Source organism: Pseudomonas sp. Fl4BN1 (assembly GCF_009908285.1).
Lineage (GTDB): Bacteria > Pseudomonadota > Gammaproteobacteria > Pseudomonadales > Pseudomonadaceae > Aquipseudomonas.
In genome coordinates, this window is record NZ_JAAARM010000004.1 from 98,092 (window position 1) to 112,518 (window position 14,427).

The 14,427-nt window shown below is 62.0% G+C and carries 13 protein-coding genes, 6 tRNA genes and 1 pseudogene; 5 read left to right on the top strand and 15 right to left on the bottom strand.

What is annotated here, in order from left to right; translation table 11 throughout:
* Positions 1-68: 68 nt before the first annotated feature.
* The 6 genes from GV818_RS05945 to GV818_RS05970 form a co-directional block, all read right to left on the bottom strand.
* Positions 69-144 (bottom strand) — tRNA-Gly (locus tag GV818_RS05945).
* 3 nt (positions 145-147) lie between these two features.
* Positions 148-223 (bottom strand) — tRNA-Glu (locus GV818_RS05950).
* Positions 224-327: 104 nt separating this feature from the next.
* Positions 328-403 (bottom strand) — tRNA-Gly (locus tag GV818_RS05955).
* Between the two features lie 3 nt (positions 404-406).
* A tRNA-Glu gene (locus GV818_RS05960) sits at positions 407-482 on the bottom strand.
* A gap of 104 nt (positions 483-586) precedes the next feature.
* Positions 587-662: transfer RNA gene (locus GV818_RS05965), tRNA-Gly, on the bottom strand.
* Positions 663-664: 2 nt separating this feature from the next.
* A tRNA-Glu gene (locus GV818_RS05970) sits at positions 665-740 on the bottom strand.
* A 367-nt stretch (positions 741-1,107) separates the two neighbouring features.
* Here GV818_RS05970 and GV818_RS05975 point away from each other — a divergent pair.
* Entirely contained in the window at positions 1,108-1,878 is a 771-nt protein-coding gene (locus GV818_RS05975; protein ID WP_161753507.1) for a hypothetical protein, read from the top strand.
* Positions 1,879-1,947: 69 nt separating this feature from the next.
* Here the strand turns inward: GV818_RS05975 and GV818_RS34930 are convergent, their stop codons facing one another.
* From GV818_RS34930 to GV818_RS05985, 3 genes and pseudogenes are all read right to left on the bottom strand, one after another.
* Positions 1,948-2,829 carry a methyl-accepting chemotaxis protein gene (locus GV818_RS34930; RefSeq protein ID WP_372242066.1) on the bottom strand — a complete coding sequence of 294 codons (882 nt, stop codon included), beginning with the start codon at positions 2,827-2,829 and terminating at the stop codon, positions 1,948-1,950.
* A pseudogene (locus GV818_RS34935) lies at positions 2,809-4,014 on the bottom strand (HAMP domain-containing protein); the annotation flags it as partial. The gene GV818_RS34930 and the pseudogene GV818_RS34935, both read right to left, overlap by 21 nt.
* A 103-nt stretch (positions 4,015-4,117) precedes the next feature.
* On the bottom strand, positions 4,118-4,879 hold the full coding sequence (locus GV818_RS05985) for an SDR family oxidoreductase (RefSeq protein WP_161776047.1): 762 nt from the start codon (positions 4,877-4,879) through the stop codon (positions 4,118-4,120).
* A gap of 238 nt (positions 4,880-5,117) precedes the next feature.
* Between GV818_RS05985 and GV818_RS05990 the strand changes: the two genes are divergently transcribed.
* Entirely contained in the window at positions 5,118-6,119 is a 1,002-nt protein-coding gene (locus GV818_RS05990) for an NADP-dependent oxidoreductase (RefSeq protein WP_161776048.1), read from the top strand.
* Between the two features lie 88 nt (positions 6,120-6,207).
* On the opposite strand, the gene pyrF is transcribed toward GV818_RS05990, so the two are convergent.
* Positions 6,208-6,909, bottom strand: coding sequence for an orotidine-5'-phosphate decarboxylase (gene pyrF, locus GV818_RS05995; protein ID WP_178124743.1), 702 nt, complete (start codon positions 6,907-6,909; stop codon positions 6,208-6,210).
* 317 nt (positions 6,910-7,226) lie between these two features.
* Here pyrF and GV818_RS06000 point away from each other — a divergent pair, with 317 nt between their 5' ends.
* The 3 genes from GV818_RS06000 to xopAW all read left to right on the top strand — a co-directional run bounded on the left by GV818_RS06000 (position 7,227) and on the right by xopAW (position 9,971).
* Positions 7,227-7,991 (top strand): response regulator, encoded by a 765-nt coding sequence (locus GV818_RS06000; protein ID WP_161753514.1) that lies wholly within the window; start codon positions 7,227-7,229, stop codon positions 7,989-7,991.
* Positions 7,991-9,037 carry a sensor histidine kinase gene (locus tag GV818_RS06005; RefSeq protein WP_161753516.1) on the top strand — a complete coding sequence of 349 codons (1,047 nt, stop codon included), beginning with the start codon at positions 7,991-7,993 and terminating at the stop codon, positions 9,035-9,037. Before GV818_RS06000 ends, GV818_RS06005 begins: the two co-directional genes overlap by 1 nt.
* Positions 9,038-9,149: 112 nt before the next feature.
* On the top strand, positions 9,150-9,971 hold the full coding sequence (gene xopAW / locus GV818_RS06010) for a XopAW family type III secretion system calcium-binding effector (protein ID WP_161776049.1): 822 nt from the start codon (positions 9,150-9,152) through the stop codon (positions 9,969-9,971).
* Between the two features lie 40 nt (positions 9,972-10,011).
* Here the strand turns inward: xopAW and GV818_RS06015 are convergent, their stop codons facing one another.
* From GV818_RS06015 to GV818_RS06035, 5 genes are all read right to left on the bottom strand, one after another.
* Positions 10,012-11,064, bottom strand: a complete 1,053-nt coding sequence (locus tag GV818_RS06015) for an AI-2E family transporter (RefSeq protein WP_161776050.1) — start codon at positions 11,062-11,064, stop codon at positions 10,012-10,014.
* A 69-nt stretch (positions 11,065-11,133) separates the two neighbouring features.
* A complete protein-coding gene (locus GV818_RS06020) occupies positions 11,134-11,937 on the bottom strand; it encodes a DUF4892 domain-containing protein (protein ID WP_178124744.1) in 804 nt (267 codons plus the stop codon).
* A gap of 8 nt (positions 11,938-11,945) precedes the next feature.
* Positions 11,946-12,605 carry a glutathione S-transferase family protein gene (locus GV818_RS06025; protein ID WP_161753524.1) on the bottom strand — a complete coding sequence of 220 codons (660 nt, stop codon included), beginning with the start codon at positions 12,603-12,605 and terminating at the stop codon, positions 11,946-11,948.
* A gap of 50 nt (positions 12,606-12,655) precedes the next feature.
* Positions 12,656-13,516, bottom strand: a complete 861-nt coding sequence (locus GV818_RS06030; protein WP_161753527.1) for an alpha/beta hydrolase — start codon at positions 13,514-13,516, stop codon at positions 12,656-12,658.
* The gene (locus GV818_RS06035; RefSeq protein WP_161753529.1) at positions 13,513-14,319 is read right to left on the bottom strand and encodes an alpha/beta fold hydrolase; all 807 of its coding nucleotides are present in this window, start codon (positions 14,317-14,319) and stop codon (positions 13,513-13,515) included. Before GV818_RS06035 ends, GV818_RS06030 begins: the two co-directional genes overlap by 4 nt.
* Positions 14,320-14,427 lie beyond the last annotated feature (108 nt).

A 14,427-nucleotide genomic window follows, 5' to 3' on the forward strand; every position in this document is an offset into this window, starting at 1 on the left:
CAACAGCGCGAAAAGCTGAATCGCAGACAAACAAAAACGCCACTCAATGAGCGGCGTTTTTGTGAAATTGGAGCGGGAAACGAGACTCGAACTCGCGACCCCGACCTTGGCAAGGTCGTGCTCTACCAACTGAGCTATTCCCGCAAATGGCGTCCCCTAGGGGACTCGAACCCCTGTTACCGCCGTGAAAGGGCGGTGTCCTAGGCCACTAGACGAAGGGGACACGCTACCCGGAACACATGGTGTGTGTTTCGGTGTCCAGCCCCGCATCCGAAGACTTGGTTCTGGTTTCACTCAGCCCTGCCCGAGAGCAGTGCTGTTTAAAATTGGAGCGGGAAACGAGACTCGAACTCGCGACCCCGACCTTGGCAAGGTCGTGCTCTACCAACTGAGCTATTCCCGCAAATGGCGTCCCCTAGGGGACTCGAACCCCTGTTACCGCCGTGAAAGGGCGGTGTCCTAGGCCACTAGACGAAGGGGACACGCTACCCGGAACACATGGTGTGTGTTTCGGTGTCCAGCCCCGCATCCGAAGATTTGGTTCTGGTTTCACTCAGCCCTGCCCGAGAGCAGTGCTGTTTAAAATTGGAGCGGGAAACGAGACTCGAACTCGCGACCCCGACCTTGGCAAGGTCGTGCTCTACCAACTGAGCTATTCCCGCATTGGCGTCCCCTAGGGGACTCGAACCCCTGTTACCGCCGTGAAAGGGCGGTGTCCTAGGCCACTAGACGAAGGGGACACGCTAAAACATTCACTTCCTTCAACGTTTCGCTATTTGCTTTCCATTGAAAGTGGCGCGCATTCTATGGATGCTTTGGGGGGCCGTCAAGCCCCAGATATATTTTTATTTAAATCAATGACTTCGGGGTAGTTTGAGGCCCGCTTCGGGCTTTTCTGCCGTCCGTGCTTTGACGCCTATATTCTGGCACTCGACAAGGCGTTATAGTCCTCCGCAGTCGATGATGGCAATTTGAACCCAGGGAGCTCCTGGTCGTTTGCCACCTAATATAAGCAGCGCTATTGATGCTCTGCTCGTCGAGCGACGCTATGCGTCTAAATGCCAAGCCACTACACTCGCACGCGAATCCTATAACGAGGTTTTAACGGTGACACCACTCATGATCACCCTGCTGGTAATAGCCGGGATCGCACTATTGATCGCCATTGGCTACATGAACCATGTGGTGGAAAACAACAAACTGGAAAAAGCCCGTACCAAGGTCGAACTCAATGATCGCCTGCGTCGCTGTGGCGAAATCACCGAAACCTTTCCCGGCCAATTCATGTCGCCAGCTCTCAAGCTGCTACTGACACGCCTGGAACTCAATGTTGTGCAGCGCATGCTCAACCTCGACAAGACAGATACAGCCCTCAAGGCGCGTCAGGCCGAGCTCAATACGCTGATCGGCCAGGGTGAGTCGATCCCGGTGAACAATCCGCCGGCGCCAATCCAGACCGAAGCCAAGGCCAAGGATGTACGTTTCCTGCTGGAAGCCATGCACGGCCAGGTGACCCGTGCCGCCCATGACGGTTTCCTGCAGCCCAACGAAGCCAAGCGCTGGATCAAGGAAATCCGCCATATCCTGGTGCTGCTGCATATCGAGTTCTTCAACAACCTGGGCCAATACGCCCTGCAGCAGAACCAGCCGGGCCAGGCGCGCCTGGCCTTCGAACGCGGCGTGCAATACCTGCGTAAACAGCCGGACCCGGCGACCTACAAGGAACAGCTGGAGTACCTGGATAAACTCCTGGCACGGGCCAACTCCATGGTGCTGTCCACCCTTGAGCCGGCGCAAGATGAGGTCAATGAACTGACCCAGGGCCTGAAGACCGTGGAAGCCGACGCCGACTGGAAGAAGAAAGCCATCTACGACTGAGATGAAAAACCCTTGCCCGACGCGTCAATCGCCGGGCAAGGGTTCGATAGCGCAGCGCCCTCCCCACCGCTACAAGCGGAAATGCCCCACCATCCCTTTCAACTCGACGCCCAACTGCGCCAGCTCAATGCTCGACGCAGCGTTGCCCTGCATGGCCAGGGAAGACTGATCGGCACTGGCACGAATGCTGGTGACGCTGCGATTGATCTCTTCGGCCACCGAACTCTGCTGCTCGGCAGCGGCGGCGATCTGCTGGTTCATCTGTTGGATCAGTGACACCGCTGCAGCAATGCTGCCTAGGGCGCTTTCAGTTTGCAGGGCATCGCTGACCGCCAGCTTCACCAGTTCACCACTGCTCTGGATCTGCTGCACCGAAGAGTCGGCAGCCACGTGCAAGGCGCTCACCAGGCGCGCGATCTCCTCGGTGGACTGCTGGGTGCGCTTAGCCAAGGCCCGCACTTCATCGGCGACCACTGCAAAACCCCGGCCCTGCTCTCCTGCCCTGGCGGCTTCGATAGCGGCGTTGAGGGCCAGCAGGTTGGTCTGCTCGGCAACACTCTTGATCACATCCAGCACACTGCCGATGTTGTCGATTTCCGTACTCAGGCTCTCTATACCGCTGCTGGCACGGGTCGCGGAATCTGCCAACTGTTCGATCCGCTGCATGCTCTGGCGCACCACCCGCTGGCCGCTTTCCACCTTGTCATCCGCCGCCTGCGCGGCCTGGGCCGCTTCCTCAGCATTGCGCGCCACGTCGTGCACCGTGGCAGTCATTTGATTCATGGCAGTGGCCACTTGCTCGGTTTCTTCTTTCTGGGTGCTGACTTCAAGGTTGGTCTGCTCGGTCACCGTGGACAGCGACTGGGCCGAATTCGCCAGTTGCTCGATCCCGGCCTGCAGGCCACTGACGATACCGCTCAGGCCACTGCCCATCTGCTGCATTGCCTGCATCAACTGGCCGATCTCGTCACGCCGGGTCACCACCACGCTGGTAGTCAGGTCCCCCGCGGCAATCTGCTGGGCCACATGCATCACGCTGCGCAGCGGACGAACAATCAGGCGGGTGATGCTCAACGCCGCCAACAAGCCCACCAGCAGGGCCAGGGCCGAGGAGCCGATAATCAGCCAGGAGTTCTTCTCCAGCTCCCCTTGCATCGACTGGTCTTCAGCCAGATAAGCCTGATCAACCCGCGCCATCACCCGGGCCGCGCGCTCATGCAACTGTTGATAGACCTGCTTCTCCTGGGCCAGCAGGCCGGTGTATTCGTTGAGTTTCTCGCTGAAGTTGCCGATGTGCCCCGACACTTCATTGAGCACGGTCTGATAACCCGCATCCTTGACCGCCGCCTTCAACTGTTCGGCCTGGGCCAGGGCCTGCTCGGCCTGTTCGATCTTGCCTTGCTCGGCACTATCCTGGTCACCGCCCTTGCGATTCTGATCCAGGCGCACCCGGGCTTCGTTCATAGCCTGCAGCATCAGGCGCGAGACCTGGCTGATCTGATTGGCTTGCTCGATGAGTTCGGCGCCTTCCTTGCCCTGGGAATCCTTCAGCGCATAGGCGCCGTCATCCGCCAGCCCGGCCTGCAGCACGTCGAGGTTGTTGGCCACGCTGGACACCGACCAACTGGCCATTTCCAGGGCCAGGTCCTTGGCCTGGGTCAGTTCGACGAACTCATCAAAGGCCTTGCGATAATCCGCCAGGGCCAACTCGACATCAGCCATGGCCACTTGGTTGGCCGGGGATTGCCCCTTGAGCTGCAGGGCCAGGGCCAACAGAGCCGCAAGGCTTTCATGCAGGCTGTCGACGGTCTTGGCGTCGCCATGCAAAGCATAATCCTGCTCCAGCAGGCGCACCTTGAGCACGCCACTGTTGAGCTGCGACATCTGCTTGAGGCCATCAAAACGCTGGCTGATGGTTTGCAGGGACCAGACGCCAATGCCGGCCACCAGGGCCGTCAGGAGCAATACCAGGGCAAACCCGATGCCCAGTTTCTTGGCCATGCCCAAGTTGGCAAAACGTCCACTCGCGGTCGAAGTCATGCTGTGCAGCCCCCTTCCAGTCCCCAATGGCAATAGGGCCATTTTGTCTAAGTGAAGGGTCGCAACGGTGCGTACCGACGCACAAGTCTCTGACATCGGAATAATGGCAAAAAGCTACGTCAAGGTCGTTTTCAGGACACTGGAGGTCGATTCCACAAGGCACCCGGCGGCCCGCGCCGCCCAGAACCCGCCCCTCCACTCAGATTGCGGTGGCACCACCGTCGACGGCCAACGCATGGCCGGTGGTAAAGGCGGCGCCATCGCTGCACAGATAGAGCACGGCACTGGCGATTTCCTCGACCGTACCGATGCGGCCCACCGGATGCATCGCCGCGGCGAATTCGGCCTTCTTCGGGTCTGCCTCATAGGCACGACGGAACATATCGGTGTCGATCACCGCCGGACATACGGCATTCACCCGAATTTTCTTCTTCGCGTACTCGATGGCCGCCGACTTGGTCAGGCCGATCACCGCATGCTTGGAGGCCGCATAGATGCTCATTTTCGGTGCCGCGCCCAAACCCGCCACCGAGGCCGTATTGACGATCGCACCACCGCCCTGGGCGAGCAGCAGCGGCAACTGGTACTTCATGCACAACCACACCCCTTTGACATTGACCCCCATGATGGCGTCGAACTCGTCCAGGGAGCCCTCGGCCAGCCGGCCCTTCTCGATCTCGATCCCGGCATTGTTGAAGGCATAGTCCAGGCGGCCATAGGCTTCGACGGTACAGGCCATGAGGTTTTGTACATCAGCCTCCAGTGTGACGTTGCAACGCACGAACGACGCCTCGCCACCCGCCGCTCGAATCAGCGCAACAGTGCCTTCGCCTCCGGCCACATCCAGGTCCGCCACCACCATCTTCAGACCTTCTGCAGCGAACGCCAGAGCCGTCGCCCGGCCGATACCATTGGCCGCGCCAGTCACCAGGGCCACCTGGCCGGAAAACCTCATGCTCATTGCTCAGCTCCTCGATCAATTACGGGTCAACCACCCGAGCCAATCTAGCCACAGCCAGCCTTGCTCGCGTCAGCACTATCAAAAGGCCGGTTGGGTCCTTATGCGTCCGGGTGATGAAAGTGCCTGGGCCTTCATCACGGCATTGGATTGGCCCCCATTCGGCGGGCCGGCAAACCTTGCGGCATCGGCTTCGAGGGTCTATCAACTAGTGTTTCGTTCCCCCCTTTGAGTGCCTGCCATGACCAGCCTGACCAACCGCCAGTTCCTGCTCGCCAAACGTCCCGTCGGCGCGGCCACCCGCGAAACCTTCACCTACCAGCAGGTTGCAGTAGGCGAACCTGCCGCGGGGCAGATCCTGGTGCAGAACCAATACCTGTCCCTGGATCCGGCCATGCGTGGCTGGATGAATGAAGGCAAGTCCTATATTCCGCCGGTGGGCATTGGTGAGGTGATGCGCGCGCTCGGGGTGGGCCAGGTGATTGCCTCGAACAATCCGGGGTTCGCGGTTGGCGATTACGTCAATGGTGCCCTGGGCGTGCAGGACTACTTCCTCGGCGAGCCTCGGGGCTTCTACAAGGTCGACCCCAAGCTTGCACCGCTGCCGCGCTACCTATCGGCCCTGGGCATGACCGGCATGACCGCCTACTTCGCCCTGCTGGATGTTGGCGCACCGAAGGCCGGTGACACCGTGGTGCTGTCCGGCGCCGCCGGCGCGGTGGGCAGCATTGCCGGGCAGATTGCCAAGATCAAGGGCTGCCGTGTGGTGGGCATCGCCGGCGGCCAGGACAAATGCCAATTCCTCATCGACGAACTGGGTTTTGACGGCGCCATCGACTACAAGAACGAAGATGTCCATGCCGGGCTCAAGCGCGAGTGTCCAAAAGGCGTCGACGTGTTTTTCGACAACGTCGGTGGCGACACCCTCGATGCAGTGCTCAGCCGCCTGAACCTCAAGGCGCGGGTGGTGATCTGCGGCGCCATCAGCCAGTACAACAACGACGCGGTCAAGGGTCCGGCCAACTACTTGTCGCTGCTGGTCAACCGCGCGCGCATGGAGGGCTTCGTGGTGATGGACTATGCCGCTCAGTACGCCGCCGCCGGGCAGGAAATGGCCGGCTGGATGGCCACGGGGCAGCTCAAGAGCAAGGAAGACATTGTCGAGGGACTGGAGACGTTCCCGGAAACGCTGATGAAGCTGTTCAGCGGGGAAAACTTCGGCAAACTGGTGCTGAAGGTCTGAAAACAAGCCAGCCCCGGAATCGGGGCTGGCTCAGGTGCCGGACCTGGATTGCCGGCGTCGGCACCACCGGATCGCAGCGAGCCGGTTGTTACAGGGCCAGTTCGGCCACGACATCGGCCAAGGCCTTGGCCGGGTCAGCCGACTGGCTGATGGGGCGGCCGATCACCAGGTAATCGGAACCGGCATCCAGGGCCTGGCGCGGAGTCAGAATCCGCCGCTGGTCGTCCAGGGCGCTGCCCGCCGGACGAATCCCCGGGGTCACCAGTTGCAGGGACGGGTGAGCACTCTTCAAGGCCTGGGCCTCCAGGGCCGAGCACACCAGGCCGTCCATGCCGGCCTTTTGCGCCAGCGCGGCAAGGCGCAAAACCTGCTCCTGGGGCTCGATGTCCAGGCCGATGCCAGCCAAGTCCTCACGCTCCATGCTGGTCAGCACGGTGACACCGATCAGCAGGGGCTTGGGGCCGCTGCGCTGGTCGAGCACATCGCGGCAGGCGGCCATCATGCGCAGGCCGCCGGAGCAGTGCACATTGACCATCCATACGCCCATTTCCGCAGCGGCCTTGACCGCCATCGCAGTGGTGTTCGGAATGTCGTGGAACTTCAGGTCCAGGAACACTTCGAAGCCCTTGTCCCGCAGGGTCCCGACAATTTCGGCGGCGCAGCTGGTGAACAGCTCCTTGCCGACCTTGACCCGGCACAGTTTCGGGTCCAGTTGATCGGCCAGTTTCAGCGCGGCGTCACGGGTGGGGAAATCCAGGGCGACGATGATAGGAGTCTGGCAGATGGACATGAAGGGGCTCTCAGGCAAGTCGAAATCGGCGCGGATTGTAGCGCAAGCCGCGCCGATCCGGGACCCGACGAGCGCTATTTCATCCTCAACGGCAGCCCACACCGACGATCCGCCCGGTAAATAGCCCTGGCTGCCGGGTATTTGTATCAACCCGGATACACTGAAGACACGCCAGCAACAATCCGCAGCGCTACCCTCGCCAGCCGCAATACCCTCGAACAGCACTTCCAGCCCTCGGGCCGGACGCCTATGCTGAAGCCACAACCTCGTCGCCACCCTCTGGTGGCCGGCAGCCTACCTGGCAGATGACCGCACCTATGCATACCACTCCAGCCCCTCTGTACGACGACTCCAAAGCCCCGGTCAATGGCGACGACAAGCGCTGGAATACCCGAGCCCTGATCGTCGACGACGACGTACCGATCCGCGAGCTGCTGATCGACTACCTGGCGCGTTTCAATATCCACGCCAGTGGCGTCACCGACGGTGCCGCGATGCGCCAGGCCCTGCAGGCCGAACACTTCGACGTGGTGGTGCTCGACCTGATGCTGCCCGGTGAAGACGGCCTGTCCCTGTGCCGCTGGTTGCGTACCGAGTCGGACATTCCGATCCTCATGCTCACCGCCCGTTGCGAACCCACCGACCGTATCATCGGCCTGGAACTGGGGGCCGACGACTACATGGCCAAGCCTTTCGAGCCTCGGGAGCTGGTGGCACGGATCCAGACCATTCTGCGCCGGGTCCGTGATGATCGCAGCGAACAACGAGCCAATATCCGCTTCGACAACTGGCGCTTGAACAGCGTCCTGCGCCAGCTGATCTCTGCCGATGGCCTGGTGGTACCTCTTTCCAACGCCGAGTTTCGGCTGCTCTGGGTGTTCATCGAGCGCCCGCGTCGGGTGCTGAGCCGTGAACAACTGCTGGATGCGGCTCGCGGCCGCTCCATCGAGGCCTTTGATCGCAGCATCGACCTGCTGGTGTCGCGCCTGCGGCAGAAGCTCGGGGATGATCCGAAATCACCGCAGTTGATCAAGACTGTACGCGGTGAAGGCTATCTGTTTGATGCCCGAGACATCGGCTGATGCGTGGGCGCTTCGATACGCTGTTCGGCCGCCTGTTCGGTGTCCTGCTGATCGCGATCGTGCTCGCCCACCTGCTGGCGTTCTTCTGGTTTCACCACTACGGGCCTCCGCCCCCGCCACCGCCCATGTCCGCGAGCTTGAGCAACGGCCAGCCACCCGGCCAGCCCCCAGCCTATCCAAGACGGCCACCACGGCCCTGGTTCGGCGGCCCGCTGGTGCCGCTGACGTTCCAGTTCATTTCCTTGATCATCGCTGCCTGGTACGGCGCCAAGCTGCTGTCACGACCCATCCAGCGCCTCAGCGAAGCTGCTGAACGCTTGAGTGAAAACCTCGACAGCCCGCCCCTGGAAGAAGTCGGCCCCCGTGAGGCACGGCAAGCGGCCAATACCTTCAACCAGATGCAAAAGCGCATACGCGAACAGGTGCAGCAACGCGGGCGCATGCTCGGCGCCGTGTCCCATGACCTGCGCACCCCGCTTTCACGGCTGAAATTGCGCCTGGAACAGATCGAGGACAGCAAGCTGCAAGGGCAGATGCGCCAGGACCTGGACGACATGATCAAAATGCTCGATGCCACCCTCAGCTACCTGCATGAACAGCGCACCAGCGAGGCCGAGCAATGGATGGACGTGCAGGCACTGGTGGAGTCGCTGTGCGAGAACGCTCAGGATCAGGGCGCCAAGGTCCAGGCACAGGGCCATTGCGCGCCGCTGCTGGTGCAGCCCATGGCTCTGCAATCATGCATCAACAACCTGCTGGACAACGCCTTGCGATATGCCGGCCAGGCCACCCTGGCCCTGGAAGACAACCGTGAACACCTGCTGATCAAGGTCATCGACCACGGGCCGGGCATCGCAGCCGACAAGCGCGAGGCCGTGTTCGAGCCGTTCTTCCGCCTCGAAGGCTCGCGCAACCGCAACTCCGGCGGCGTCGGCCTGGGCATGACCATCGCCCGCGAGGCGGCGGGACGCATGGGCGGCCAGTTGCTTCTCGACGAAACCCCCGGCGGCGGCCTGACCGCGGTATTGCGTCTGCCCCGGCCCTGAGCGCCTTGTGTACCCATAGGTACAAAACGCCAATACCCAGGATAACTACCCCCCTGAGCCTGCATGAGCCGGAGCCCCCACCGGCTCTATTCATCCGCAGGGAGTGAGTCCAATGATCGGTAGCGTCAGCAGTAACCATTCGAGCTGCTACAGCTCCAGCAGCACCTCCAGTACCAGCCGTGGCCAGCAATTGCAGAAGGAGCTGTTTGCCAAGCTCGACAGCAACGGCGATGGCGCAGTGGACCAAGACGAGCTGAAAAACGCGCTGTCACAGAAGAGCGACAATCGCATCCTGGTCAGCCTGAGCAAGAACTTCAGCGACCTGGACACTGATGGCAACGGCAGCCTGAGCAGTGACGAGATGGCCGCCATGGCACCGCCCGCGCATGACCACGCGCCCAATACCGAACTCGCGGATGCCCTGCTCAGCGCCCTGGACAGCAATGGCGACGGTGTCATCAGCAGTGATGAACTGAACAGCGGCTTGAGCAGTGCTGGCAGCAAGCAGATCTTCTCGGCTCTGGACAAGAATCAGGACGGCACTGTCAGCCTCGATGAACTGGCCGCCAGCCTGGCGCCGCCACAACCGCCACAGCAGGGCTCCGGCAACCAGCTGTTCAGCCAACTCGACAGCGACTCGGACGGCAGTATCAGTGCCACGGAACTGAGCAGCGCCTTGCAGGCCAGCGACAACGGCTCAGGCAGCAACAGCAGTTCGGCGCTGCTGAAGATCCTCGATAGCGACAGCAGCGCTGGCATCAGCAGCGAACAGCTCAAGGCCACGCTGCATGCCGGGCCCAGCCAGGACATTGACACCCAGGGCAAACAGGCCAGCGTCGCCGATGCCCTGGGCAAGATGATCGCCAACCTGAGCAAGCAGTATCAGTTGAACGCCACCAGCAGTGTCGGCGGCAGCGTCAACGTCGCCGCCTGATAGGCCCTTGCCGTTCCCTTGCGGAGCGGCAATCGAGGTTTCAGTGCGGTTCCTGGGTCCGGGCCTGGCTGGCGCTCCAGTCCAGCAGCAGGCTGTAGGCCACTGCTAGCAGGGTCGGGCCGATAAACAGACCGATGAAGCCGAAGGCAATCAGGCCGCCGAACACCCCAAGCAGCACGATCACCAGGGGCAGGTTGCCGCCGCGGCTGATCAGGTACGGCTTGAGCACGTTGTCGACGCCACTGATGATGAACGTACCCCAGATCCCCAGGAACACCGCCATACCGTACTCGCCTTTCCAGGCCAGCCAGGCGGTGGCCGGAATCCATACCAGGGGCGGGCCCATGGGAATCAGGCTGAGCAGGAAGGTGACAATCCCCAGTACCAGCGCTCCCGGTACACCGGCAATGATGAAACCGATCAGCGCCAGCAGGCCCTGGGCCGCCGCCGTACCGATCACCCCGTTGACCACACGCTGCACGGTGCCAGCGACCAGGTCGATGTAGTAACCGGCACGCTCGCCGATCAATCGCTCCAGCAATTTGTGCACGAACAGCGCCAGACGCGGACCGTCGCGGTAGAAAAAGAACACGAAAACAATGCTCAGGGTCAGCTCGAGGATGCCCCCGCCGATCTGCGCGCTACGGGCCAGCAACCAGTTGCCCACTTGCCCCAGGTACGGCTTGACCGCCAGCATCAGGGCCGCGCCCTGCTGGTCGATGCTGTTCCACCAGCCTACCGCCCGCTCCCCGATAAAAGGCAGGCTCGCCAGCCAGTCCGGCGCAGCGGGCAGGCCATCGACCTGCACATCCTTGATAAAGACCGTGGCATCGCGCACATGGTCCGCCAGGTTGAGGCCAAGCCAGACCAGGGGCGCTGCCACCAGCAGCATCCAGCCCAGGGTCAGCAGGGCTGCGGCCAGGGACTCGCGCCCGTTGAGCCAGCGGGTCAGTAAACGCATCAGCGGCCAGCTGGCAAACGCCAGGACTGCACCCCAGAACAGCGCCGACCAGAACGGTGCCATCACCCAAAAGCTGGCACCAAAGAGCACCAGGAGCAGGATCTGCACCAGCAGGCGATCGTTATTGAGCATGAAATGTCTCGCGCAAGGATAACCAGTGAAGAGTAGGCGAACCCGCAATCGCGGGTTGCCCAAAACAGCTTAACGCAGCAGTTCGAAGTGTAGGCCAGCAGTATCGGTGTTACCGGTTTCCATCCGCCTCGCCAGCACTCCTTGCCCGATCAAGGCCTGACGCCAGGCTTCGGCCTGCTTCCCGGACAGGCTGACGCGCAGGGTGGTATCCAGATTCAGCCCGCGGGACAGCAGGTTGAGCCAGGTCGGCTGGGGATCCGTCAGTTTCGGAAAGTCCAGTTTTCCGGTGTCTTTCAACTGCCGCAGCAGGGTCGCCGAGGTCGGCAACAAATCCCCCAAGGGGGCTGCGGCGTCGAACTGTTCCACATGCAGATAAGCCCGACGGTTACCTCGAGTAATGCCGTACAGGGCTACCAGAGAGTTGTCCTGGGGCGCCGCCAGCCGCAGCAACAGATAGGCCTGCTGCTCATCGGCGCCAAACAGCTTGGCATTGCCGAACACCTCGTTGGCCCACAGGCTACTCTCGCCGCAATCACGCGCCTGGCACCAGAACAGCAGCTCGGCGCCCTGCTTCTGCAAGGCCTCCCGAGCCAGGGTGAAGGCATCGTTGGAGGTGCGCTCCGCTGGCAGTTGATAGGTGATGGCGGTGAGCTTGCCTCGGGCATTGACCTGGTTGTCAAAGCGCAACTGACCGCTGATCCTGCGGATCGAGCCCAAGGGATAGATGCGCTCCTGCTCCACTTCCGGACGGTAGTCGACGATTTGGGCATCGGTCAGGCGGGGTATCAAGGGCAGGTCATGACTGCCGGGCAGATCGGCGGCAAGCGCCAGGGAGCTTAGCAAGGACAAGCCCAGAACACTGATTGAACGCATGGAAACTCTCATCGGATAAGCATGGCCTGGGCGCCTTTGACGACGTTGGCATCGTCACTGCGTTGCGGAACCTGCAAGCCGCGCTGGACTGCAGGTCGGGCTTCCAGGGCCGCCATCCAGCGTTGCAAGGCAGGCAAACCCTCCACCGAGACACCGGACCACTCATGACCGCGCACCCAGGGGAAGGTGGCGATGTCGGCAATGCTGTAGTCCCCGGCCAGGTAATCGGCCTGTTGCAGACGAGTGTCGAGCACCTCGTACAAGCGCCGGGTTTCGTGTTGATAGCGGTCGATGGCGCCCTGAAGCTTTTCCGGGAAGTAGCGGAAGAACACGTTGGCCTGGCCCTGCATGGGCCCGATGCCGCCCATCTGGAACATCAGCCATTGCATGACGATCGAGCGGCCCTTGGGATCGGCAGGCAGCAATTGACCACTGAGTTCGGCCAGGTACACCAGGATCGCGCCAGATTCGAACACTGCGAAGTCGCCATTGTCGCGGTCGACGATGGCCGGAATACGCCCATTGGGATTGATCTTCAGAAACGCCGGCGCCTTTTGCTCCCGCTTGTCGAAACTCAAGGCGTACACCGTATAGGGCAGGCCGAGTTCTTCAAGCAGGATGGAAACCTTGTGGCCATTGGGGGTCGCAGCGGTGTACAGATCTATCATGGTTGTCTCCCATTTCAACCTGCCCAGCCTCGACAGTTGCCCCCGTCAAGTCAAGGAACGGCGAAAAACCGATTGAAACAGTCTGCGACAAAGCTTGCACCGATCTCATCGTTGAGGTGCAGGTGGTGCCCGCCTGGCAGCTTTTCACGGTTGAAATTGAAGGGTAGACGCTGCAACAGGCTTTCGTGCCTGGCCAGCATGCCGTCGGCGGCCACCACCAGTTGCGTCGGGCAACTGACCCGCTGGACGAAGGACATGGCCTGCTCATCGGTCAGGCGCAGCGGCGAGGCCAGGGTCAGGCGGCTGTCGCTGCGCCAGGTATAACCACCGGCCACTGGCATCAGGCCGCGCTGGGCCAGCAGTTCAGCGGCTTCGCGACTGACCGCCACCAGCCCCTGCATGCGCGCCTCGATGGCGCGTTCCAGGGTGCTGTAGACCGGCTTGCGCTTGCCCTGCAGCTCCAGTTGCGCCTGCAGGGCCATGCCCAAGCGTTCGGCGGCCCCCTCGCCACTGCTGGTCGGCGGAACAATCCCATCGATCAAGGCCAGGTGGCTGACCCGTTCCGGCAGCGCCGCCGTCAGCACCAGAGAGACAATCGCCCCCAGGGAATGGCCCATCAGGGCAAAACGCCGCCAGCCCAGTTGTTCGGCGACTTGCAGCACGTCATACGCGTAATCCCACAGGGCGTAACCCGCGCCCAGGGGGCGATGCGCGGAATGACCGTGGCCGGCCATGTCCAGGGCAACAATGCGCAGGCCTTTGAGCTTGGGCGCCAGCCGGGCAAAGCTGTTGGCGTTGTCCAGCCAGCCATGCAGGGCGATGACCGGCAAACCGTCCTCGGGCCCGAACAGATGGGCCGCCAGTTCGATATGCGGCAGGCTCAGGCGTACTTCTTCGACGGCGTGGCTCATGCACAACTCCGTGGCTGGCGCAGTTCCCAACGAGTGAACAGGTCCTTGAGCAAGGTCGCAGTGTCCTGGGGCCGCTCAAGAGGAAACATGTGGCCGCCCGGCATGGTCAGCGACTCGCCCTGGGGCATGCGCCCCACGGCACTGGTGTGGTGACGCATCACCACCCGGCTTTGCTGCCCGCGCACCACCGCCAGGGGCACCTTGAGCTGACGAGCACTCCCCGGGCTGGTGTGGGGCACACCACGATAGATGCTGATTTCCGTGGCCGGATCGAAGCGCAGCCGCAAGCGATCACCCACTTGCTGCAGGCCGTGCTGCAAGTAGGCGTCCAGGCACTCCGGATCGAACGCACGAAACAGTGTCTTGTGCGCGAAATAGTGGCGAGCGGATTCGATATCGGCAAACTCCTCGCGGCGCCCCAGGGTACGTCCAGCCGGAGTCAGCCGGTCGATGAAACCGAAGCGCTTGGCTGCGCGGATAACCCATTGGTCGGCCCGGGTCAGCACCGGCGAGTCGAGCATCACCACCCCCCGATACAACTCCGGACAGCGCAAGGCTGCATGCAAGTGCAGTACACCACCGAGCGAGTGCCCTACCCCCCACACCGGTTGCGCCTGCTGTTGCAGGTGGTGGATCAACTCATCCACCAGGCTGCGCCAGTTGTCGTCCACCGGAAAACGCGGGTCGTGGGCATGCTGCGGCAAGTGGGTCACCTCAAACTCAGGCGCCAGGGCAGCGAACAGCTTGCCGTAAGTGCCGGAGGGAAACCCATTGGCATGAGCGAAAAACACCTGTTGCGACATACCGACTCATCCATCCACCAAACCAACGGCGATTGTCCGCAAGCCCCGCCACCAGGGCAATGACCGTAACGGACAGGAATACTGACACCCAGGTTCAGCCTATGCAGG